Origin of the sequence: Paenimyroides baculatum, assembly GCF_008629655.1 — a bacterium.
GTDB classification, from domain to species: Bacteria; Bacteroidota; Bacteroidia; order Flavobacteriales; family Flavobacteriaceae; genus Flavobacterium; species Flavobacterium baculatum.
This window is the reverse complement of record NZ_VWSG01000007.1, coordinates 116,888-140,067: the sequence shown is the minus strand read 5'-3', so window position 1 is coordinate 140,067 and position 23,180 is coordinate 116,888. Positions and strand designations below refer to the sequence as shown.

At 33.4% G+C, this 23,180-nt stretch carries 21 protein-coding genes; 14 read left to right on the top strand and 7 right to left on the bottom strand.

What is annotated here, in order from left to right; translation table 11 throughout:
* Positions 1-81 precede the first annotated feature (81 nt).
* From F0460_RS10695 to F0460_RS10680, 4 genes are all read right to left on the bottom strand, one after another.
* The gene (locus F0460_RS10695; RefSeq protein WP_150013050.1) at positions 82-753 is read right to left on the bottom strand and encodes a LysE family translocator; all 672 of its coding nucleotides are present in this window, start codon (positions 751-753) and stop codon (positions 82-84) included.
* 68 nt (positions 754-821) lie between these two features.
* Positions 822-1,505 (bottom strand): GIN domain-containing protein, encoded by a 684-nt coding sequence (locus F0460_RS10690; RefSeq protein WP_150013048.1) that lies wholly within the window; start codon positions 1,503-1,505, stop codon positions 822-824.
* Positions 1,505-3,688: a ribonuclease R gene (gene rnr, locus F0460_RS10685; protein ID WP_150013046.1), complete on the bottom strand. Its 2,184-nt coding sequence runs from the start codon at positions 3,686-3,688 to the stop codon at positions 1,505-1,507. The genes F0460_RS10690 and rnr overlap by 1 nt, the downstream gene beginning before the upstream one ends.
* Before the next feature lie 96 nt (positions 3,689-3,784).
* Positions 3,785-4,360, bottom strand: a complete 576-nt coding sequence (locus tag F0460_RS10680; protein ID WP_150013044.1) for a hypothetical protein — start codon at positions 4,358-4,360, stop codon at positions 3,785-3,787.
* Between the two features lie 45 nt (positions 4,361-4,405).
* On the opposite strand from F0460_RS10680, the gene rpiB reads away from it, so the two are divergent.
* Positions 4,406-4,837, top strand: coding sequence for a ribose 5-phosphate isomerase B (gene rpiB, locus F0460_RS10675; protein WP_150013042.1), 432 nt, complete (start codon positions 4,406-4,408; stop codon positions 4,835-4,837).
* 127 nt (positions 4,838-4,964) lie between these two features.
* On the opposite strand, the gene F0460_RS10670 is transcribed toward rpiB, so the two are convergent.
* The gene (locus F0460_RS10670) at positions 4,965-5,240 is read right to left on the bottom strand and encodes a DUF1294 domain-containing protein (protein WP_150013040.1); all 276 of its coding nucleotides are present in this window, start codon (positions 5,238-5,240) and stop codon (positions 4,965-4,967) included.
* A 51-nt stretch (positions 5,241-5,291) separates the two neighbouring features.
* On the opposite strand from F0460_RS10670, the gene F0460_RS10665 reads away from it, so the two are divergent.
* Positions 5,292-7,424 (top strand): Tex family protein, encoded by a 2,133-nt coding sequence (locus F0460_RS10665; protein ID WP_150013038.1) that lies wholly within the window; start codon positions 5,292-5,294, stop codon positions 7,422-7,424.
* Positions 7,425-7,865: 441 nt separating this feature from the next.
* Here F0460_RS10665 and F0460_RS10660 read toward each other — a convergent pair whose 3' ends face one another.
* Together F0460_RS10660 and tatA are read right to left on the bottom strand one after the other, a co-directional pair.
* Positions 7,866-8,057, bottom strand: a complete 192-nt coding sequence (locus F0460_RS10660) for a twin-arginine translocase TatA/TatE family subunit (RefSeq protein WP_091520626.1) — start codon at positions 8,055-8,057, stop codon at positions 7,866-7,868.
* Between the two features lie 13 nt (positions 8,058-8,070).
* Positions 8,071-8,256 carry a twin-arginine translocase TatA/TatE family subunit gene (tatA, locus tag F0460_RS10655; RefSeq protein WP_150013036.1) on the bottom strand — a complete coding sequence of 62 codons (186 nt, stop codon included), beginning with the start codon at positions 8,254-8,256 and terminating at the stop codon, positions 8,071-8,073.
* A 173-nt stretch (positions 8,257-8,429) separates the two neighbouring features.
* Between tatA and F0460_RS10650 the strand changes: the two genes are divergently transcribed.
* The 12 genes from F0460_RS10650 (at position 8,430) to purD (ending at position 23,154) form a co-directional block, all read left to right on the top strand.
* Complete coding sequence (locus F0460_RS10650; protein ID WP_150013034.1) at positions 8,430-9,920, top strand: GH3 family domain-containing protein; 1,491 nt, start codon at positions 8,430-8,432, stop codon at positions 9,918-9,920.
* 3 nt (positions 9,921-9,923) lie between these two features.
* Positions 9,924-10,793: a peptidase associated/transthyretin-like domain-containing protein gene (locus F0460_RS10645; RefSeq protein ID WP_150013032.1), complete on the top strand. Its 870-nt coding sequence runs from the start codon at positions 9,924-9,926 to the stop codon at positions 10,791-10,793.
* 5 nt (positions 10,794-10,798) lie between these two features.
* Positions 10,799-12,484 (top strand): DUF6909 family protein, encoded by a 1,686-nt coding sequence (locus F0460_RS10640; RefSeq protein ID WP_150013030.1) that lies wholly within the window; start codon positions 10,799-10,801, stop codon positions 12,482-12,484.
* A 1-nt stretch (position 12,485) separates the two neighbouring features.
* A complete protein-coding gene (locus F0460_RS10635) occupies positions 12,486-13,442 on the top strand; it encodes a hypothetical protein (RefSeq protein WP_150013028.1) in 957 nt (318 codons plus the stop codon).
* A gap of 110 nt (positions 13,443-13,552) precedes the next feature.
* Complete coding sequence (locus F0460_RS10630; RefSeq protein WP_190304137.1) at positions 13,553-14,743, top strand: MATE family efflux transporter; 1,191 nt, start codon at positions 13,553-13,555, stop codon at positions 14,741-14,743.
* 470 nt (positions 14,744-15,213) lie between these two features.
* Positions 15,214-16,062 carry an O-antigen ligase family protein gene (locus F0460_RS10625; RefSeq protein WP_150013024.1) on the top strand — a complete coding sequence of 283 codons (849 nt, stop codon included), beginning with the start codon at positions 15,214-15,216 and terminating at the stop codon, positions 16,060-16,062.
* Positions 16,034-17,191: a glycosyltransferase gene (locus F0460_RS10620; RefSeq protein ID WP_150013022.1), complete on the top strand. Its 1,158-nt coding sequence runs from the start codon at positions 16,034-16,036 to the stop codon at positions 17,189-17,191. Before F0460_RS10625 ends, F0460_RS10620 begins: the two co-directional genes overlap by 29 nt.
* Entirely contained in the window at positions 17,178-18,404 is a 1,227-nt protein-coding gene (locus tag F0460_RS10615) for an O-antigen ligase family protein (RefSeq protein WP_150013020.1), read from the top strand. The genes F0460_RS10620 and F0460_RS10615 overlap by 14 nt, the downstream gene beginning before the upstream one ends.
* Positions 18,382-19,461 (top strand): glycosyltransferase, encoded by a 1,080-nt coding sequence (locus F0460_RS10610; protein WP_150013019.1) that lies wholly within the window; start codon positions 18,382-18,384, stop codon positions 19,459-19,461. The genes F0460_RS10615 and F0460_RS10610 overlap by 23 nt, the downstream gene beginning before the upstream one ends.
* Positions 19,462-19,510: 49 nt before the next feature.
* Positions 19,511-20,494, top strand: coding sequence for a UDP-glucuronic acid decarboxylase family protein (locus F0460_RS10605; RefSeq protein ID WP_150013017.1), 984 nt, complete (start codon positions 19,511-19,513; stop codon positions 20,492-20,494).
* Complete coding sequence (locus tag F0460_RS10600) at positions 20,494-21,837, top strand: exopolysaccharide biosynthesis polyprenyl glycosylphosphotransferase (protein ID WP_150013015.1); 1,344 nt, start codon at positions 20,494-20,496, stop codon at positions 21,835-21,837. The genes F0460_RS10605 and F0460_RS10600 overlap by 1 nt, the downstream gene beginning before the upstream one ends.
* A 45-nt stretch (positions 21,838-21,882) precedes the next feature.
* Positions 21,883-23,154 (top strand): phosphoribosylamine--glycine ligase, encoded by a 1,272-nt coding sequence (gene purD / locus F0460_RS10595; RefSeq protein ID WP_150013013.1) that lies wholly within the window; start codon positions 21,883-21,885, stop codon positions 23,152-23,154.
* Positions 23,155-23,180 lie beyond the last annotated feature (26 nt).

Here is a 23,180-nt window from a genome sequence, read left to right as displayed (position 1 = left end):
TATAGACGTAAATGTAAACAAAAAGGTTGTAAACGATTGTGATTTTTTTTTCTCCGGAAGATTTATTCAGAAAAGAATTATTTATTGAAACTGATGTTCCTTTATGGTTTTAGGAATTTTAATTTCGCTTTTAATGAATGATTTCGACATGATTACTAATCCGAAAACCACTAAAAGCACACAACTTATTTTTTTTACCTTTAAGATATTTTTTGGCGTAAGTTTGCTTTGTAATTGTTTGGCTAAGAGCATTTTAAAAATATCGGTCAATAAATAAGCTCCAATAACAAAAGCGAAAAAATTAATCATTTTTCCGTGATTCATTTCTAACTGCGGACCAATGGTAATAATGATTGTAAGCCAGAATCCTAATACGCCCACATTAATAAAGTTCAGTAAAAATCCTTTGGCAAATAACGAAAAGTAGTTGTTTTTGTAAGAAGTAGCTTCGATATGAATTTCGGCTTTCTTTAATTTTTGAAGTCTTACAAACGAAATAGCTCCGTAAGTAATCATGATCATTCCGCCAAAAAGAAAAAGCGCGGGATCGTCTTTAATTCTGTTTATCAGCTGAAAACTACTGAAATAAGCTATTAAAATAAAACAGATATCGGCAATAATAACACCAGCATCAAAAGTTAATGCGGCTTTAAATCCTTTGGTAATGCTGGTTTCTATCAATATAAAAAAGACAGGCCCAATCATGAAACTGAGAAAAAAACCAAGCAATATTCCTGTTAAAAATAAATCCATACAGTATAAAAAAAATGCCAATTTTAGTTGGCATTTTAATTTAATGTTACCACAAATTTACGATAAAATTATTTAATATATTCTATTGTGCCGCCCAAGGTTATTTTTTCTTTAACATCTTTGGGTTTTCCGTGAATTTTAATACTTCCTCCAGCCAATACCTGTGCTTCCAAATAATCGGTCGCTGTTGCTTTTACCACACTGCCCGAATTTACCTTAATAACATTACGTAAAGTAGTTAATTCGTTGGCAGTAATTTGTCCGCCTGACGATGCCGAAAGCTTAACCGATTTTGATGCCGATCCGTTTAAATGCAGCTTTGCACCGGTGTTGGCATTGGCTGTCAACGTTTCTGTTTTCAGGTTCAGTTTTATGGTAGAACCTAAATTGGCGTTTAATTCTATTTTGGTTTGATCTATAACGGCATCGCTAAAAATATACGAACCACCTTGTGCATCGATTTCTTTTAAATTGTTGAAATGAACCTGAATGGTAACCGAATATTCACTTTCTGAAACCAGTTCTTTCAAGGTGTTTTTTAAAACCAACCGACCGTTTTTATTGATGATATTAACGGCATCAGCCTGACTTTCCTTTACAACGATCTTGTTTTCTGCTGATGGAATCAGTTCAATTTTAATGCGATTGCTAGCTTTTAACGATGTAAAATCGCCCACGTTTTTATCAACCTGGGCATTTGCCATTGTTTGTAATCCTATAAGTAAGGTTGCTGTAAAAAAATACTTTTTCATTAATCATTTACTTTTTTAATAAACGTAAAATCTAACTGTTTTTTAACCAAATCGGCATTTTTAACCTTCACGATAATTTCATCACCCAACTGCAACAAGTTTTTGGTAACCTCGCCCACTAAAGCATATTGTTTTTCGTCGAACGTATAATAATCGTCTTTAATTTCGCGGATACGCACCATTCCTTCACATTTGTTTTCAACAATTTCCACGTAAATTCCCCATTCGGTAACACCTGAAATTACACCAACAAACTCTTCATCTTTATGATCCTGCATAAACTTAACCTGCATGTATTTTATGCTGTCGCGTTCTGCATTTGCCGCTAAATTTTCCATTTGCGAGGTATGCACACATTTAGCTTCGTACACTTCTTCGTCTGCCGATTTTGCTCCGTCTAAATAACTTTGCAATAACCTGTGAACCATTACATCAGGGTAACGACGAATTGGTGAAGTAAAGTGCGAATAATAATCAAACGCCAAACCGTAATGACCAATGTTTTGGGTAGAATATGCTGCTTTGCTCATACTTCGAATCGCTAACGTATCAACCAAATTCTGTTCTTTTTTACCCTGAACATCGCTTAACAATTTATTAAGCGATTTAGAAATATCACCTTTTGATTTAAAGTTTAAACCGTAACCAAATTTTGAAATAACCGTTTGCAGATTGAATAATTTATCTTGATCTGGCTCATCGTGTATACGGTAAATAAAGGTTTTTTTCTGTTTACCAATAAATTCTGAAACCTTACGGTTTGCCAACAACATAAACTCTTCAATTAAATGATTGGCATCTTTTGAAACCTTGAAATAAACGCCCGTTGGTTCGTCATTTTCATCTAAATGGAATTTTACTTCTACTTTATCAAACGAAATTGCACCATTTGCCATACGTTTTGCACGCATTTTTTTAGCCAGATCGTCCATCGTTAAAATTGCATTAACAATTGGTTCTTCTACGGTTTGCTCTTCGTTGGTTAACGATATTTCGGCAGGAATTTTATTTCCTTTGGTTTCAATAATAACCTGTGCTTCTTCGTAAGCAAAACGCTTGTCGGAATAAATCACTGTTCTTCCAAACCACGAATTCATGATTTCGGCTTTTTTGTTCAGTTCGAAAACTGCAGAAAAAGTATATTTTTCTTCGTTTGGTCGTAACGAACACGCAAAGTTCGATAATACTTCAGGAAGCATCGGCACCACACGATCAACCAGATAAATAGATGTTGCACGGTTGTAGGCTTCTTCGTCTAAAACGGTTCCTTCTTGTAAGTAATGAGAAACATCTGCAATGTGAATACCAATTTCATAGTTTCCGTTTTCTAAAACCTGAAATGACAACGCATCATCAAAATCTTTTGCATCGCGCGGATCAATCGTAAACGTTAATACATCACGCATGTCACGGCGGTTTGCAATTTCTTCTTCGGTAATCGATGTATCTAATTTTTGCGCAAACGCTTCAACTTCCACAGGGAAATCGGTCGGTAAACCGTATTCGGCCAAAATAGCGTGCATTTCGGTATTGTGTTCGCCGGGTTTTCCTAAAACTTTGATAACTTGTCCGTACGGATTGTTTGCCTTTTCGGGCCAATCGGTCATTTTAACCAAAACAACATCGCCGTTTTCGGCATCGCCAAATTTTTCCTTCGGAATAAACAAATCCACATACATTTTAGGGTTTGCTGTAACAACGAAAGCAAACGTGCCGTTGATCTGAATTACGCCGACAAACTCATCGCGTTTACGTTCTATAATCTCTATAACTTCGGCTTCGGGCTTTTTGCCTTTACGCTTGTTGTAAACGTAGGCTTTAACCTTGTCCCCGTGTAATGCCTTGTTTAAATTGTTGGTTGGAATAAACGGATCTTCGTCGAATTCAGGACTAATAAAATAGGCTGCTTTACGGGCAGTCATGTCAATTGTTCCTTCAAAATAGCTCGATTGTTCCAAAATACGGAACTTTCCACGATCTACTTCTTCAATTTTTTGGGTTGAAACCAGATATTTTAATTCTTTGATGATTTCGTTTCTTCCTTTAGTATCGGTAACTTCTAAAACAGCGGCTATTTGCTTATAGTTAAAATCTTTAGAGCTGTTTTGCGAAAGTAATTTTAAAATTTGTCCGGAATAATCTTTGCCCGGTTTTTTATTGAATTTTCTTATTTTCTTTGTCATATATAAATTTGTTTAAGCATAAAGCCCAAATACGTATTAAAGATAAGAAAATATTAAAGTGTAAATGTAAATTTTGTCTTAAATAATAATTTTGGGTTAAACGTTATTTATCCATTTATGTTCGTGGGTTGTAGCGTCAACTACCGGAATATTTAAATAAGCGGCAATTTGTTTTGAACAGAATAACGCATGACTTAAATAGTTGAAATCTATTTGAAACAACATGTAGTGTTGGTTGTTTTCATCAAATAAATTTATTTCATAAATGTAAAAGTACGAATAGTTGTAATTGACACCCATTGGTGCTTCACGTGTTTTCTTGGCTTTATAAAGAGAAATGTATTGAGTGTTTGGTAACAGATACCATTTTTTGGTGTTGAACTTTAAACCAAATATTGAGTTATAAAAGCGATATTTATTTTGAAGTTTATCAATTTCAATACCTTTTTCAATTAGTAAAAATGGTAAATTAACAAAAATTGATATTCCTATGACTAAACATAATGAGTTTTTATTATATAACCCGTAAGTTATTAAAATGATAATTAAAAGACATAAAGCACTAAAAAAAGTTAGTACCTCTTTAGAGTTTTTGCCATAAATTACGTTAAGCATTTCAAATGGTGTTTTGTCAAATATAATATTAAATCCATAAATTTTTAAATCTTTCAATAATTCAAAATAATTACCTTTGTACAAACAATACAGCAAAACAACATGAAAATAGCAATAGGAAACGATCACGCAGGTCCGGAATATAAAAAAGCCATTGTGCAAATGCTTCAGGACAAAGGAATTGAAGTAGTTAATTACGGAACAGATACTTTTGATTCTGTTGATTATCCAGATTTCGGACACAAAGTAGCACAAGATGTAGAAGACCATAATGTTGATTTTGGAATTGTAATCTGCGGTTCGGGTAACGGAATTGCCATGAGTGCAAACAAACATCAGGGTGTTCGTTGTGCTTTGTGTTGGACGAAAGAAATTGCCGTTTTGGCACGCCAACATAACAACGCAAACGTTATTTCTATCCCAGCTCGCTTTACGGCTATTCCGCAAGTTTTAGAAATGGTTGATGCTTTTTTAACTACCGAATTTGAAGGCGGACGTCACGAAACCCGTGTAAATAAAATTGCTTGTAGTTAAGTAATGAGGACTCAATACTTTATTAAATTCAATTTTTATCATTCCGGACTTGTTCCGGAATCTCATTTTTAGTATATAGATGAGAAGCTGAATCAAGTTCAGCTTGACAACATTATAAATATCTGTTTTATATAAAAAACCTCTTCTTATAAAAAGCAAAAAAGAATATAATCTGTAAAATTAAGATACCGTAAAACCACAGTTTAAAAGACAGTTTGTTGGTTTTATTTCGATACTTCTGCATACCAATATAAGCACCTAAAGTTCCGCCAAAAGCAGCAATAGTTAACAGATTTTTTTCAGAAATACGCTGTTTGCCCTTAATTGCCCGTTGTTTATCTAAATGGTACAGGCTAAAGGCAATGTAATTAATAATAATTAAGTATACAAATACAAATTTCATACGGTAGTAATTGGTGCAAAGGTAGTATTTTTGCAGTTCAAAATTCATGCAATGAACACTATTCAATATATAAAGGAAAAAGTTACCATTTCCGATAAATCCATACAAAGTACATTAGAATTATTAGCACAAGATTGTACCATTCCGTTTATTGCGCGGTATAGAAAAGATGCTACGGGAAATTTAGATGAAGTGCAAATCGAACAAATTGCCAAACTTTCCAATCAGTTTGAAACATTGGTTAAAAGAAAAGAATCTGTTTTGGCATCGATAGAAGAACAAGGATTGCTGACCGATTTTCTGAAAGATAAAATTCAGAATTCTTTTGATTTGGTCGAAATTGAAGATTTGTATCTTCCTTTTAAAAAGAAAAGAAAAACCAAAGCCGATACCGCTCGTGAAGCGGGATTAGAACCCTTGGCAAAAATGATTATGTCGCAAAATGTGGATGATTTGGAATACACTGCAGAAAGATATTTAAACAGCAAAGTTTTTTCTGGTGAAGATGCTTTGCAAGGTGCTCGCGATATTATTGCCGAATGGATCAATGAAAATATTTATGTTCGAAAAGCACTTCGACGCAAGTTTCAGCGCAATGCAGAAATTTCGACTAAAGTTGTAAAAACGAAGAAAGACGAAGATGCTGCAAAGAAATTTGAACAGTATTTCGATTGGAACGAACCTTTGTTTAAAGCACCTGCACACCGATTGTTGGCAATGTTGCGCGCCAACAACGAAGGTTTTGTAAAGTTAGACGTAAGCATTGATAAAACCGAAGCCATTACATTTATAGAAGATACCGTAATTAAAAATAAAAATCACGAAACAGCTGCCGAAATTTCAAAAGCAGTTGCCGATTCGTATAAGCGTTTGTTAGAACCGGCATTGTCTAACGAAGTTTTGCAGGAATACAAACTAAAAGCCGATTTACAATCGATCGGAGTTTTTTCAGAGAATTTATCGCAGTTGTTATTGTCGGCACCATTGGGCGAAAAACGCGTTATGGGAATAGATCCCGGATTTAAAACCGGTTGTAAAGTTGTGTGTATCGATGAAAACGGAAATCTGTTATACAACGAAACTATTTTTCCGCATGCACCTCAAAAAGATATTGCCATGGCTACCAAAAAAGTGCGTTCTATGGCGAATTCGTATAAAATTGATGCCATTGCCATTGGTAACGGAACGGCAAGTCGTGAAACCGAATTTTTCATAAAAAAAGTTGCGTTTGATAAACCTTTGCAGGTTTTTGTGGTAAGCGAAGCAGGTGCATCGGTTTATTCGGCATCGAAAATTGCGCGTGACGAATTTGCTAATTATGATGTTACCGTTCGTGGCGCCGTTTCAATTGGCCGAAGATTACAAGATCCGTTGGCAGAGTTGGTAAAAATCGATCCAAAATCAATTGGAGTTGGTCAGTACCAGCACGATGTGGATCAAACGCTATTAAAAGAAGAATTAGATCAGGTGGTAATTCGCAGTGTAAATAAAATCGGTATCAACCTAAATACTGCAAGTAAATCGCTGTTAAGTTATGTTTCGGGAATCGGTGAAAAACTGGCTGAAAAAATTGTGGCGTACAGAGCAGAAAACGGAGCTTTTACCAATAGAAAAGAACTAAAAAGTGTTCCGCGTTTGGGCGAAAAAGCGTATCAGCAGGCGGCAGCTTTTGTTAGAATTGTAAATGGCGATTTTGTGTTAGATAATTCTGCGGTGCATCCGGAAGCTTATATTTTGGTAGAAAAAATGGTAAAAGATTTAAAAATCAGTACTAATGAATTGATCGGAAATAAATCTGCAATCGAAAAAATAGATCCTTCTAAATACATTTCAGAACAATATGGAATTCATTATATAACTGATTTATTGAAAGAATTGGAAAAACCAGGATTAGATCCGCGTAAAAAAGCAAAAGTATTGGAGTTTGATGCGTCGTTAAAATCAATTAACGATGTTGAGGTTGGTAAAGTTTACAACGGCATCATTAACAACATTACAAATTTCGGATGTTTTGTCGATATCGGAATTAAAGAAAGCGGCTTGGTGCATATATCGCAGTTAAAGGCGGGTTTTGTGGCAGATGTTAACGAAGTGGTTAAACTGCACGAACATGTTCAAGTAAAAGTGTTGGAAGTAGATCAGCAGAAAAAGCGATTGCAATTAACCATGATTTTGAACGATTAGCAATTACACACTAAAATAGTGGAAATAATACTCAATTCGGGTACGTTTTCACGATTTAAATTGAGTAATTGGCAAATTGATTTTTTATTGATTAAAATGATTTATCACTCAAAGTGTTGATTTACGTGGGTTTGTGATAGATCTGCTGAAAATAATATATAGTTTCTGTTTTTTGGTCTTTCATTTGCTTTATATAATATGAAAAAGAAAATTACAAAAAAGAAATTGTTATGAAAAAGACCAATCATTTAAATTTTAAATGAGCGGAATTAAAAAAAAGTAGTGTTTTTATTATGTTTTATAAGGGATGCCCGCTTGATACTTTTCAAGCGGGCATTTAATTTTTGTTTATTTATAAGTTTAATAATTTAGACTTTCGTCAGTTCGAGCGGAGTCGAGAACTTATTAAATAAAAAAGATGCATTTAGCATCTTTTAAGTTTTATTCAGATTTAGAATCTGTATTGTTTTTATTCGGATTTGAAGTTGCTCCACTGTTATCCTTCGTAGCATCTTTAAATTCTTTAATACCAGAACCTAATCCTTTCATTAATTCCGGAATTTTTTTTCCTCCAAACAATAATAGTACAACAACTACTATTAAAATTATCTCGGTAGCACCAAATCTTCCCATTTTATTATTTTATTTATTTTTTAGATTGATCTTTGTTTTCATCATCTTTCGTAGCATCTTTAAACTCTTTAATGCCAGAGCCTAATCCGCGCATTAATTCAGGAATTTTCTTACCACCAAACATCAGCAAAATCACGGCAAGAATCAAAATTATACCCCATGCACTTGGCATTCCTAAAAATACTACTATAGAATTCATTATATTTAATTATAAAATATCAAGCAAAGATATAACATTTTAAAGCTATCTTATTTTTTTATTTTGTAATTTTTAACAGTAGAAAGTGTTAATATTAAAATAATTAAACTTTTTGGTGCTTTGTTATTTTATTAAAATTAGATGTTCGATTTTTGTATAATTAAATCTAAAGTATGTCTTTAAAGTCGTTTTTTGCAAAAATATTCGCCAATGTTGTTGTAATGCAGCAGCAAAAATGGATGATTAAACCCGTTGTAACGCAGCAAAATTTGTTTTATTCGTTAATTCAACAGGCAAAGCAAACGCAGTTTGGTAAAGATCATTTGTTTTTGGCAATAAAATCGCATGCTGATTTTGTAAAATACGTTCCCGTGCGCGATTACGAGGCTTTAAAACCGTATGTTGATAAAGTGGTTGCAGGTGAAAAAGATATTTTATGGAAAGGTAAACCATTGTATTTTGCAAAAACGTCGGGTACTACATCGGGTGCAAAATATATCCCTATTACAAAAGAATCAATGCCTTATCACGTTCAAGGTGCGCGAAATGCCATTTTGTTTTACATTCAAGAAACAGGCAACGCCGATTTTGTCGATGGTAAAATGATCTTTTTACAAGGAAGTCCTGAAATGACGGAGAAAAACGGAGTAAAAGTTGGCAGATTATCGGGTATTGCAGCACATTATGTTCCTAAATATCTGCAAAAAAACCGTTTGCCAAGTTGGGAAACTAATTGTATCGATGATTGGGAAACAAAAGTTGATGCTATTGTGCAGGAAACAAAAGATGAAAATATGTCGGTTATTTCAGGAATTCCTTCTTGGGTACAGATGTATTTTGATCGATTAATTCAGGTTTCGGGACAGAAAATAGGCGATCTGTTTAAAAATTTCAATCTGTTTATTTATGGTGGAGTGAATTACGAACCTTACCGCAAAAAGTTTGAGCAGCTAATTGGCAGAAAAGTAGATAGTATCGAACTGTATCCGGCATCCGAAGGATTTTTTGCTTATCAGGATTCTCAAAAAGCAAAAGGAATGTTGCTGCTTTTAAACGCCGGTATTTTTTACGAGTTTATAAAAGCCGATGAATTTTATACCGAAAATCCTAAACGATACACAATAGGCGAAGTAGCTTTAAACGTTAATTATGTAATAATTATTAGTACAAATGCGGGTTTATGGGCGTACAATATTGGCGATACCGTTATGTTTACGTCGATAAAACCATACAGAATTATTGTAACCGGTCGCATTAAGCATTACATTTCGGCTTTTGGCGAGCACGTGATTGGTAAAGAAGTTGAAGAAGCAATGCAACAAGCTTTGACTGAAAGTGATGCTATGGTTACCGAATTTACGGTTGCGCCACAAATTAATCCCGACAACGGATTGCCTTATCACGAATGGTTGGTAGAATTTGAAAAAGAGCCGACCAATTTGGAAGATTTCGCACTGAAAATCGATGCTGCGTTAAGAAATCAAAATGTTTATTATGATGATTTAATTGTTGGCAATGTTTTGCGTACTTTAGTAATTACCAAAGTTCCTGTTGGTGGTTTTAACGAATATATGAAATCGCAAGGAAAATTGGGCGGGCAAAATAAATTGCCGCGTTTGGCGAACGATCGTAAAATTGCCGATTTTATTCATGAACTAAAATAGCGTATGAAAAAGTTGCTGTTTCTTTTATTAATAACTCCAATATGTGTTTTTGCACAGATTAGCGGAAAGGTGGTGAATACCGAAAGCAAACCTTTACCGCTCACAAATATTTGGGTTTTAGATGGAAGCGACGGCACCACAACCGATTCTTTAGGCATGTTCTACATACCGTTGGCGTTGGCTACAGATACTTTGGTTTTTAACGCATCGGGACATAAAATCTTTAGAGAAGAAGCATCAAAAACCACAAATGTTATATTAGAATCTTACGAAATTCCGCAGCCTGCGTTGTTGGTTCTGCCCGAAAAATCGTTCCATCATACCATTGGCAATGCGCATTTCGAAAACATGTATTTTGCTCCGGGAAATGTTCCATATATGTATGGAAAGTTTTTTGAGAACGATGCCGAAATAAAATCGGTTCAATACATAGATAAAGTAATTGTGTACACCAAAAGCGCAGTTGCCGCAGCCACTATTAAAATTCGTTTTTTACGAATGAACGAATACGGTTGCCCAAGCGATGATTTACTGATTGATCCTATAATTACAACAGTAAAACGCGGAACCAAGAAAAATTTAATCAACGTTTTAAAGTACAATATTAAAATTCCTAAAAACGGAATTTTCGTTGCAGTTGAATGGTTAATGACCGAAAATAATCAGTTTCGTCCGGCAAATTTTGTAAAAGGAGATCAGTTGTTTAAAGATTTTCGATATCAGCCTGATGTTATGAACAATAAGGTAGAAAAAACATCATCGTTCAGATACATGTACGGCGAATGGTTTCCAAATAATCAGTTTCAACCAAGAAATCCAAACGCACCAAGAGAAATAGTAGATCCGGCAATCGGGTTGATTTTATCAAATTAGAAAGAATGACAGAAATAAAATACATAACAAGAACACGGGCACAAGAATCATCGGCAGCGGTAGAACGTTTGTACATTACCATGCGCCATTTATTTAACCGCGGTTTTTACAAACCAATGGGCGTTTCGGGCGAAACATTGCGAGAGGCTTTATTGCTTTTACGACCAGAAATTTACGGATCGATAGCCGATGAAAAAGTAGAATTAAGCGGTTTGTTGTATGTAATTGAACGCTTGCCAATTGGTATTGAAGAATGCCGATACATCAACCTAACATCAGACGAAGGTTATTCGCAATCACACTTTAAACCGATTGTTCCGCCAAAACGCCGACGTAATTGTTACCGTATCGATTACGAACAAATGAACATTGAAATCACGCGCGGAAGATCAGATATTTATGATGTTTTAACGCATTTAACCTTTATGTTTGTGGAATCGCACAAAATTAAAGACCGCATTTTAATCGACGATGACGACAATGTTTCGCGCGATTGGTTAAAACTCGAACATGCCGTTTTAACACAAGAACCTTTATCGCTGACAGAACGTGAAATTGCAATATCGCACACCACCATTATTTTAGGCAGAAGCTTCGCCGAAATTAACGATATTTACAGCGCATTTGCCACCGAAGAAAATCCCGATCGTTTTTTACACGTAATTTACTGGCTTGGAAAAATTGCTTTGGAAGAAGTTTTGGAAAACAACAAAAGAACCATTACTTTTAGTCCGATTTTGCGTGAACGTCTGGGGCATCATATTTACGGCGAAATTTGGGCAACCAAAATAAAAACCGAATTGCAGCGTTTACAGTTGTTAGATCGTCCGTTGCACATTATCAGCGCGAACATGCACAGTGTAATGAATTCGATTTTTGCTGCGGATGTTTTAAAATCGAAATTACGAGGGAAAGATAAAACCGAGATTTTTGAAGAATTAAGCAAGACCGGAAACAGCGATTTACGTGCTTTGGTTGCCGAACGCGCTACGAATGAAGGAATGCTTTTTTTGCCGGATACATCGGGAACAAATATAGACGTACAGATTTTTGATACCGCTAAAATAAAGTTCGACAATACCCCGTTTAGTAAATACGCAGTTCCAGAAAATACAGCAGATAAACCGGTGCTTATTGTAATGGATTATGCTTTTGGCGAACAAGCTTATGAAACGATCGATGAATTGTTGAAACCATTTAATAAAGATTTTCATTTGAATGTAGAATCGGTTTCTATAATGGGAAAAGCAGGAATTTTGGTAGGCGAAAAAGGCGATATCATGATTCCAACGGCGCATATTAATGAAGGAACAGGCGATAATTATCCGTTTGAAAACGAATTAAACGTAGAAATGTTCCAAGGAAACGATATTCCGGTTTTTGGCGGATCTATGATTACTGTTTTAGGAACATCGTTACAAAACAAAGATTTATTAAAGTTCTTTCACGATTCAACCTGGCGAGTAATTGGGTTAGAAATGGAAGGCGCACATTATCAAAAAGCCATACAATCGGCATCAAAAATACGCAAAAGCATCAACCCAGACATAAAAGTACGGTATGCCTATTACGCATCAGATAATCCACTGGAAACAGGAAGCACACTGGCTTCGGGTGGTTTAGGAGCATCGGGCGTAAAACCAACATATCTAATAACCATAAAAATACTAGAACAAATTTTTAACTGTTAATATGCAAGAAAAACTATCAAATCATAATTCAGATAACGAAGTAGAATTAGGTAATTTTACAGGTAGAGTTTCAAACTTCTTTGATTCTTTTTTAAGCGGAATTTTCAATTTTATACAGCTTTTATACAGAAACAAATGGATTACCTTATCGTTAATCGTAATTGGTATGGCTTTAGGGGTACTACAGACATTCACTTCGAAACCTAAATTTAAAAATGAGGTAATTGTTGCTGCGAATTTTAACAGTAATGAATACTTATATTCCAAAGTTAAAAACTTTGGTGCTATGAAAGCCGCTGCATCTACACCGCTAGACAGTATTTTGTTAACAGGAATAAGCAGTGTTGATATTGAACCTGTTTACAACGCATTTGATTTTCTTTTGTCGAATTATCAGCGAATGGAAGCGTTCAGAATTTTATCTGAAAGAGGAATTGATATAGAGAAATATTTAAAAAGTAAGGTAGCAGAAAAAAGTTACCGCTATCATAAAATTACATTTTTTACAGAAATAAAACCGGATAGTACCGATTTGGTAATCAACAACTTTTTTGATAAAGTGAACAGTACAGATTATTTTAAAAAGCGAATGCAGTTTGAAAAAGTGAATCTTGTTGCTAAACGTGAGCAATTACAACGTTCGGTAGATCAGCTTAATGGAATGTTCGAAAGTTTTGGTAAAGAATCAACAAGCGGGTCAACAGTGACAAGTAACGATTATTCTGATATGGATAAACTGTTTATGAGTAAAGAATATTTATTGGATCAGATAAACTTTATTGATGCAGAACTTTTAGAAAGCGATAAAGTTGTTTTTGATGTTTTTAGAACTGTAAATAAAAGTACAGGTTTTCCCATACCACCTTTTATATATTTACCTGTACTTTTTGTACTTATCTATGGAATTTATGTAAATTTAAAAAACAAGTATAAAAGATTTACAACTACAAAAAGCTAAAGGCTTTGAATTTTAAAAAGCAGTTAAATAACAAAACGCTAAAAAATAGTTTTTTTACACTAATCATAAGAATGATAGGTGTTGCAACGCTATTTGGACTATCTACATTAATGACACGAAACATTGATGAGGTTTACGTTGGTTCGTACGAATTTGCGCGTGTTGTTTTATTAACCATTGCAACCTTTGGAATTTTAGGTACCGAACAATCTATTTTATATTTTGCAGGAAGACTAGAAGCTAAAAATCAAACAAACGAATTAAGGTTAGTTTATTTTAAAATGCTGAAAATAATCTGGATTTGTTCTGTAACTGTCCTCGTTGTCAGTCTTATTATTCCAGAATCGTTCTTAATATCAGTAGGAATTAAAGAAAACTTGCTTAATGTATTGAAAAAATGTCTTTTAATTTTACCTTTTTATTCAACAACAATACTCAATACCGAAACTATCAGAGCTTATAATAAAGTTATACTTTCAGAATGGTTTCGAAACATTTTTAAATATATTCCAATTATTACAGGAACCGTTTTAATTATTTTTGAAGTTGTTAAGGTAGGTACTTTGTTAGATTGGTATTTGTATGGCTTTATTTTACTGGCAGTAATTTCTTTTTTGGTTTTGTTGATTTTAATGAATAAAAATTCCAAAGAACATATCTCGGCAATAACATCAAAAGAGATTTTTAAAGTATCATATCCAATGGCAATAAGTAGTTTTTATACTTATTTGTTAATGACTATTGATATTTTTCTTTTAGCACAGTTTTTTAATTTACATTATACTGCATACTATGCTATTGCAATGAAGATAATGTCTATTTTATCTATGGTTATTGTTGGTGTAAATATAAATTATGCACCAAAAATTGCGGTGAATTATGAGAATAAAGATTTTGAATTATTAAACAGAAATCTAAAAGAAGCGGCTAAAACAATCGCTTTCTTAAATTTTGTGATAGGATTAATATTGCTTTTAGGTGGAAAATTCTTTTTAAGTTTTTTTGGCGAAAATTACACCGAAGCATTACCAGCGTACAATATTTTAATTGTAACTCAAATGATCGTTTCATTATTCGGAATGGTACCAATGTATATGAATATGACTGGGAAACAGCAAATTTTTCATAAAATAATGGGTTTCGCAGTTCTTGTAAATATAATTTGTAATGTAGTTTTAATTCCTAAATTTAATATGGTTGGCGCAGCGATAAGTTATGCTGTTACTGTTTTGTTTTGGAATATTTTGGTAACTTATTTTAGTTTTAAAACCGATAAAGTTTATTTAACACTATGGAAATAAAAAAGCAAATAGTTCCCATTTTGTTTTTTTTAATGATATTGTTTCTGGCAACTTATCAGGATTTTCCGTTAATGAACAATTTTGGAGAAATCGCACGTTCACCTATTGTGTTTTTTTCCCCTTTTATGTTGATTTATATTCTTTCGCATAAAAAAATTATATTTAGCAAGTATCTTTCGTATTGGATTAGTTATTTAATATACCTGTTTTTTTTAAGTATAGCCTGTTTGTATCTCATAAAAATACTCAATGGCTCTTTAGAGGTTTTCTATGAAAATCTAGTTATCAAGACTTTAAAAATGTTGGTTTATCCAATAGTCGGTATTATATTTTATCAATTCATATATGTTGTTTTAAAGCAGTTAAAAAACCCACTGTATGTTGTTTTTCACGCACTTTTGCTTTTACAGTTATTTACAATTGTTTGGCTGGCTTTTGAAATATATTTTTTAAAGAAACCAATATCATTTATGTCATTCATTCATGCAAATCCAATAAAATATTGGCGTGTACGTTTATGGACATTAGAAGAAAGCTGGACGGGTACAATTTTAATTCTACTTACATTTTTCCCTGTTTATTTTCTTTATAAGTTGAATTTATATCGATGGAAAAGAGCCTTAACAATAACAGCATCTGTAATAATATTTATTAGTTATGTAATTGTAAGTGAATCTAAAGGTTTTTTAGTTTTAGTAATGATCTGCGTTTTACCGTTGGCATTTCAGTTTATTAAAAAGCACAAGTATTTACGTAGAATTAGTTTTATACTAGCGGGTTTTATTCTGGCGTTATTTGTTGTGGCTGTAATTAATTTACGCGACGTAATGTTTGATCAGTTTAACAACAGTATAACTTTCGGAACACGTTTTACAAGTATTTATGCAGCAATTGATGTTTTTTTACATTCTTATATTGGGGTTGGATACAGCGGTTTTGTAAATTTCTATCCACAGTCCATTGAAGCTGCAATGAATTCGGGAGTTTTTGACGGATTTAACCTGCAGGAAATTAAAGCGTACCTATCTACTACAAAAGCATTGTCAACCAAATCGGAATTCTTTGATAATTTAATATTTGGCGGAATTGTTTACCTGTATTTCTTCTATAAATTTTTCATTCAGCGTTATTATAACCTGTCAAAAATTGCAAGACAAGAAACATATTTCTTAAGAATTCCTTTGCTATTCATTATATTAGCAGGAATTATTTACATTACTTACCACATAAAATATGAAGTTTGGCTGTTTTTAGCCTTTTTAGATTTTGTGCAAGAATATTATTACAAAAATGCCGAACCAACCAAAGAAACTACTTAAAATACTTGTTGTTAGCGGATTTATTCCTTCGCCTCCCATTTTTGGCGGAGCTATCGATGTTTGGGAACGAATAAAAGGGCTTACTTCTTTAGGGCACGAAGTTGATTTGGTGGTTACCGAAAAAGTAAATCCTACGCAGAAACAAATCGATGAGATTACTTTACATACGCGTCATTTTTTCTTTACACGCCGTAAAAATCAGTTGCAGCAGCTTTTCAGTAATTTGCCTTTGCAATTTTTAAGTCGGAAAGGTTTGGCATCAATTGATATAAATCAAACCTATGATTTAGTGATCTTGGAAAGCGAATTTTGTTGGTCAATTACTCTTAATAAAACAATCAGCTATAAAAATATTGTGGTTCGGGTTCATAATATCGAAAGTCATTATTTTAAAATGCTGGGCAAAAGCTCAAACAGTTTAATACAGAAGATTTATTATAAGCTGGAAACATCTAAAATTAAACATTTGTCTGCCTTGGTTTTTGATAAAGCCGATAAATTATGGTTTATTTCAAAAGATGATTTATCTGCTGTAAACCTTTTAAATAAGAGTGTTTTTATGCCTTTTCCTATAAACGATGAAATTGTTGTTCCTATCGAAAAAGTAGAAAATAATGTGGTTTTTATGGGATCGCTTTTTATGCAGAACAATACTTTTGGTTTAGATTGGTATTTAAAAAATATTCATCCTTTGCTGATAACCGAAGTTCCTGATTATCATTTCTACATTGTTGGATCTTTAAAAGAAGAAGATAAAGAAATTCAGCAAAAATACAGTTACTTGCCACGCGTAAATTTTGTTGTAAACGCGCCGTGTTTAAAGCAGTATTATCAAAAAGGAAAGGTATTTGTAAACCCCATGTTTCACGGCAGCGGTGTTAAGGTAAAATCGGTAAATGCGTTGATAAACGGAGTTCCACTGGTAAGCACAAGTGTTGGTGCCGAAGGTATCGGGTTAACGCATGATATGTATTTTCATGCAGATGATGTTTTTGAATTTAAAAATCAGATTTTATCAGTCATCAATAATCAGCAAAAAGCTATTGAAAAAACCTTGAAAGCGCAAGAATATCTTAAAAGAAATAATTATCTTGATGTTTTAAAAACCGAATTGAATGCGTTTAGCTAAAGTTTTTTATTTTAGTACCTGTGCGTTAGGGATTTTCCCGATTTTAAAACTGAACCATTTCTCTATTTTAATGATGATTTGGTTTGTTTTAGCATTGATAAATGCGTTTAAAAATAAAACATTTCCGCTTTTAAAAACACATAAGTTTACCTTTTTATTATTGGCATTTTTGTGCCTAATGTATGTGTTTTACCTTCCGTTTGCAGATAATTTTAAAGAATTAGGAAAATCGATTACTAAAAGTCTGCCTTTTCTTATTTTTCCTTTAGGATTTATTCTGAACAAAGACATGGTGACCAAAAAACTGTTACAAACTTTCGGATCAGTTTATATAATATTTGTTTTTGTATTGAATTGTTTAGGTTGGACTAAAGTGTTTAGTTTTGGCTGGAACAACGCTTGGAAGCAAAACGATTTTTACCATCCTATTTTCCGGAATTTGTTTGCAGAAGCAACTTCGTTACACTTACCTTATTTAGGATTGTTGACAATTTTCGCTGCTTTGTGGCTAACTTTTAAAATGTTTTGCAACAGAAAAATAAATCTATTAAGTGTTTTTACAATTGTATTTTTATTGTTTTCGGCCTACATTTATTCGGCGCGAATGGCATTGGTTTGTTATTTAATCGGTTTGCTGTTTATCGTTTTTAAATCGATCAAAAAACAAACTGTAAAATGGAGTCTTTTAATTGCATTGCCTTTATTTGCCTTGGCTTTTTTCTGGTTTTCGCCGATGAAGGAACGATATATGAAAGTGGTTGAAAAAGATCTGGTTTTGCCACATAAAGATCAGGAACCGCATGAAGTAAATTATCGTTACGGTATTTGGCATTGTGCTACCAATCTGATATCAGATCATTTTATTTTAGGAGTTGGTGCCGATAAGGTTCAAGAAAAACTAAATGATTGTTATAATGGATTTAGTTATAAATCCTACGAAGATTTTTCAAAAGTAACCTACAATACACATAATCAGTATTTTGATCAGATGTTGAAGTTCGGAACTATCGGATTGATCTTATTTGTTCTGGCATTATTTTACTTCTATCCTAATTCGTTGGTTTTATATCAAACATTTATAATTGTTGTTTCCATCAGCTTTTTAACAGAAAATCTTTTAGACCGCCAAATAGGTGTGGTGTTCATATCGTTGTTAAATACTATTTTTGTAATTCTTAAATTAAACAAGGTTGAAAAAAGCATTAGTAGTTGATTGGTTGGATAAATACGGCGGTGCTGAAAAAGTTATTCAGGCATTGGAAGCGAGTGTAAATTTCGATGAAATTCATTGTTTGGTAAACATCATGAATACTTCTGAATTAAATACGATGTTCCCAAACAAACAAAAAATTAATACTACTTTTTTACAAAAATTCGGTTCAAAATTTAGGTTTTTATATCCGTTTTTTTTTAAAACAATAAAGCAGCTTAAAATTTCAAACGATGTTGATTTAATCCTTTCTAGCTCTCATTCTGTAGCGAAAGGTGTAAAAAAGTCAAATCAAAATCAAATACATATAAGTTATTTTCAGGCTCCCAATTCTAATTATATTTGGCAAGAGGCTCCTTTGTATTTCAAAAAAGCCTATCCGTTAGTAAAATGGATTTTGCCTGTTTTTAGAAAGTGGGATTATAGCGATGCTCAAAATCCTGATTTTATTATCTGTAATTCAAAATTTGTGCAGAACTGGGTTAAAATAAATTATAAGCGTGAATCAATCGTGATTTATCCGCCTGTAAATTTGAATGATTTTCCTTTAAAAGAGATTAAGCAAGATTTTTATGTAATTGCAGGTAGAATGGCAACTATTAAACGTTTTGATTTAGTGATTGAAGCATTTAATATCAATAAAAAGAGATTAATTGTAATTGGCGATGGCGAAGAGTTAAAACATTTGAAAAGTCTCGCGACTTCACCAACTATTGAATTTTTGGGTTTTCAAAATGTTGATGTTTTGTCGGATTATCTTCAAAATGCAAAAGCCTTTATACAAATGGGTGTTGAGGGTTTTGGTATTGCAGCTATTGAAGCACAATCTTGCGGAACACCTGTTATTTGTTATAAAAAAGGTGGAATAATTGAAACTGTTACCGAAAATAAAACAGGTTTGTTTTTTACAGAGCAAAATGCCGAATCTTTAAATAAGTGTATTGAAAAATTTGAAAAGAAGAATTGGAACCACAAAGAAATACACGAACAAACACAGCGGTTTTCTGAAAAAAAATTCCATGAGAATATTTTACAATTTATAAACTTACATATAAAATAATAGATACTTTTAGTTTTAAAGTGTTAATTTTACACCAAACATTTTAACAATGAAACGGGTATTAATTACAGGCGCTGCAGGTTTTTTGGGTTCGCATTTATGTGATCGCTTTATAAACGAAGGTTTTTATGTTATTGGAATGGATAATTTAATTACCGGCGATTTAAAAAACATTGCACATTTGTTTAAAAATGAACATTTTGAGTTTTATCACCATGATGTAACCAAGTTTGTTCACGTACCCGGAAATTTAGATTACATTCTGCATTTTGCATCGCCAGCAAGTCCGATCGATTATTTAAAAATTCCCATACAGACATTAAAAGTAGGATCGTTAGGTACGCATAATCTTTTAGGGTTGGCAAAAGCCAAAAATGCTCGAATTTTAATTGCATCAACATCCGAAGTTTATGGCGACCCGTTAATTCATCCGCAAACCGAATATTATTACGGAAACGTAAATACGATTGGACCGCGCGGAGTTTACGATGAAGCCAAGCGTTTTCAGGAATCGTTAACCATGGCATACCATAATTTTCACGGTTTGGAAACGCGTATCGTTCGTATTTTCAACACATACGGACCAAGAATGCGCTTGAACGACGGTCGCGTAATTCCGGCATTTATGGGTCAAGCTTTACGTGGCGAAGATTTAACCATTTTTGGCGATGGAAACCAAACGCGTTCTTTTTGTTATGTTGATGATCAGATCGAAGGAATTTTCAGGTTGTTGATGAGCGATTATCATTTACCCGTAAACATTGGAAATCCTAATGAAATCACCATTAACGATTTTGCAAAAGAAATTATTCAGTTAACCGGAACTGATCAAAAAATAGTTTACAAACCCTTGCCGGAAAATGATCCGTTGCAACGTCAACCCGATACTTCGTTAGCAAAAAAAATATTAAATTGGGAAGCAAAAACCGACCGTAAAACCGGTTTGCAGAAAACGTTCGATTATTTTAAAACTTTATCGGCAGAAGAATTACAAAAAGAAGAACACAAAGATTTTTCTAAATACATTTATTAGTGCAGCGCAAAATAGGTAGATATTCCAAGTATTTAAGACCCATTACCATAACTTTTGACTTAATAGTTTTGGTAATTTTTGGTATTTGGTTGTTGCCCGACAGTTTTCAGGCAACTTATTTTTATCTGTACCTTGCCTTTTCGTGGATTGTAATATCAATCACTACTAAATTTTATCAGGTTTATCGTTTTACGAAGCTTATTCAAATTGCACAAAAAACAATAAAACAGTACTTTTTATTCGCCTTAAATATCTTTGCCCTAAACGGATTGTTTTCATTAACAAAAGAGTATAATGTGGTTGGGTTTTATCTGTTAGCTACTGCAATTGTTATAGTTTTAGCAAAGTACCTTATTTTTTGGTTACTTAAAGTTTTTAGAAAATATTACAAAGGAAATTTACGTAGAATAGTTATCGTTGGTCACGATGATTTAACTGCTAATTTTATAAATTTTGTAACCGGAAACGATGATTACGGATATAAATTATTCGGAAGTTTTTCTTTAATAGATACTTCTCCCGAAGATGTTATTTCGTTTTGTATAGAAAATGATATCGATGAAATTTATTTAAGTTTAGAGAAAACTACGACAAATCAGGTTTCTTTTTTTATTGATTATGTTGATAATAATCTGAAACTTTTAAAGTTTCTGCCTTCACGAAAAGACTTGCTTTCTGCCAATTTAAAGGTCGATTATTATGGTGTGATTCCTGTAATGGCATCAAGAACAACACCTTTGAACGATCCGTTGAATTACTTTATAAAAAGACTTTTCGATATCGTTTTTTCAACATTAGTCATCATTTTCATCATGTCGTGGTTAACTCCGTTAATTGCCATTTTAATAAGATTAGAATCTAGAGGTCCTATTTTCTTCAAACAAAAAAGAAACGGATTAGATTACGAAGAGTTTAACTGTTACAAATTCCGGTCAATGTTTGTTAACGAGAATGCAGATATAGACGAAGCCGTAAAGAACGATCCCCGCATAACAAAAGTTGGTGCATTTATCCGTAGAACAAGCATTGATGAAATGCCACAGTTTTTTAATGTTTTTGTAGGAACCATGTCTGTTGTTGGTCCACGTCCGCACATGTTGAATTTCACAGAAAAATATGCCGTTAAGGTTAATAAATTTAAGGCACGACACTTTATTAAACCTGGAATCACCGGAATGGCACAAACACACGGGTATCGAGGGGAAATTGAAAACGATACAGATATCATTAACCGAATTAAATACGATATTTTTTACATGGAAAGCTGGTCGTTGCTGCTCGATATGAAGATTATTTACCTTACCGTAAAAAATGCAATCAAGGGTGAGAAAAAGGCGTATTAATCAGTTTTAAATATTATTTTTGCAATAAATTACAACACACACAATATGAATATTTTACTATTAGGATCGGGCGGAAGAGAGCATGCATTAGCGTGGAAAATTACTCAAAGTACCAAATGCAGTCAGTTATTTGTAGCACCAGGTAACGCAGGTATTGCGCAAATTGCAACCAATGTTGCTGTAAACCCAATGGATTTTAACGCTGTTAAACAGTTTGTTTTAGACAACGCTGTAGAAATGGTAGTTGTTGGTCCGGAAGATCCTTTGGTAAAAGGTATTTACGATTTTTTCAAGAATGATAGTGCTTTAAGCGATATTCCTGTGATTGGACCGTCACAACACGGTGCACAGTTAGAAGGAAGTAAAGAATTTGCCAAACAATTTTTGGTGAAAAACAACATTCCTACAGCTAGATATGAAGCCTTTACAAAAGATACCGTTGAAGCAGGTTGCGATTTTTTAAAGACTTTAATCCCGCCTTACGTATTGAAAGCCGATGGTTTAGCTGCTGGTAAAGGTGTTTTAATATTGAATGATTTAACCGAAGCACAGCAGGAATTAAGCAATATGTTGGTTGATGCCAAATTTGGCGACGCATCGTCTAAAGTGGTTATTGAAGAATTTTTAGACGGAATTGAACTTTCTTGTTTTGTTTTGACTGACGGAAAATCGTACAAAATTTTGCCTACGGCTAAAGATTACAAACGAATTGGCGAAGGTGATACCGGTTTAAATACAGGTGGAATGGGTGCTGTTTCTCCGGTCCCGTTTGCCGATGCAGAATTTATGCAGAAGGTTGAAGAACGTGTTGTAATACCAACAATTAACGGCTTAAAAAATGATTCTATTGAATATAAAGGCTTTGTTTTTATTGGTTTGATAAAAGTAGGAAATGATCCGTTTGTGATTGAATATAACGTTCGTATGGGCGATCCGGAAACCGAAGTGGTTATCCCGCGAATTAAATCAGATCTTGTGGAATTGTTCCAGGCAGTTGCAAACCAAACATTGGCAAATGCTGTTTTAGAAACCGACAAAAGAACGGCTACCACCGTAATGATTGTTTCGGGTGGATATCCTGAAGATTACGAAAAAGGCAAGGCGATTACTGGTTTGGATCAAATTGAAGATTCTATTGTTTTTCATGCAGGAACTGCCGAAAAAGATGGGAATATCGTTACAAACGGCGGACGTGTAATTGCAGTAACATCGTACGGAGAAAACTTTAAAGACGCTTTAAAACAATCATACAAAAACGTTGAAAAAATAAACTTCGACAAAAAATATTACAGAACTGATTTAGGTTTTGATTTGTAAGCAAAAAGCAGGATTAAATCCTGCTT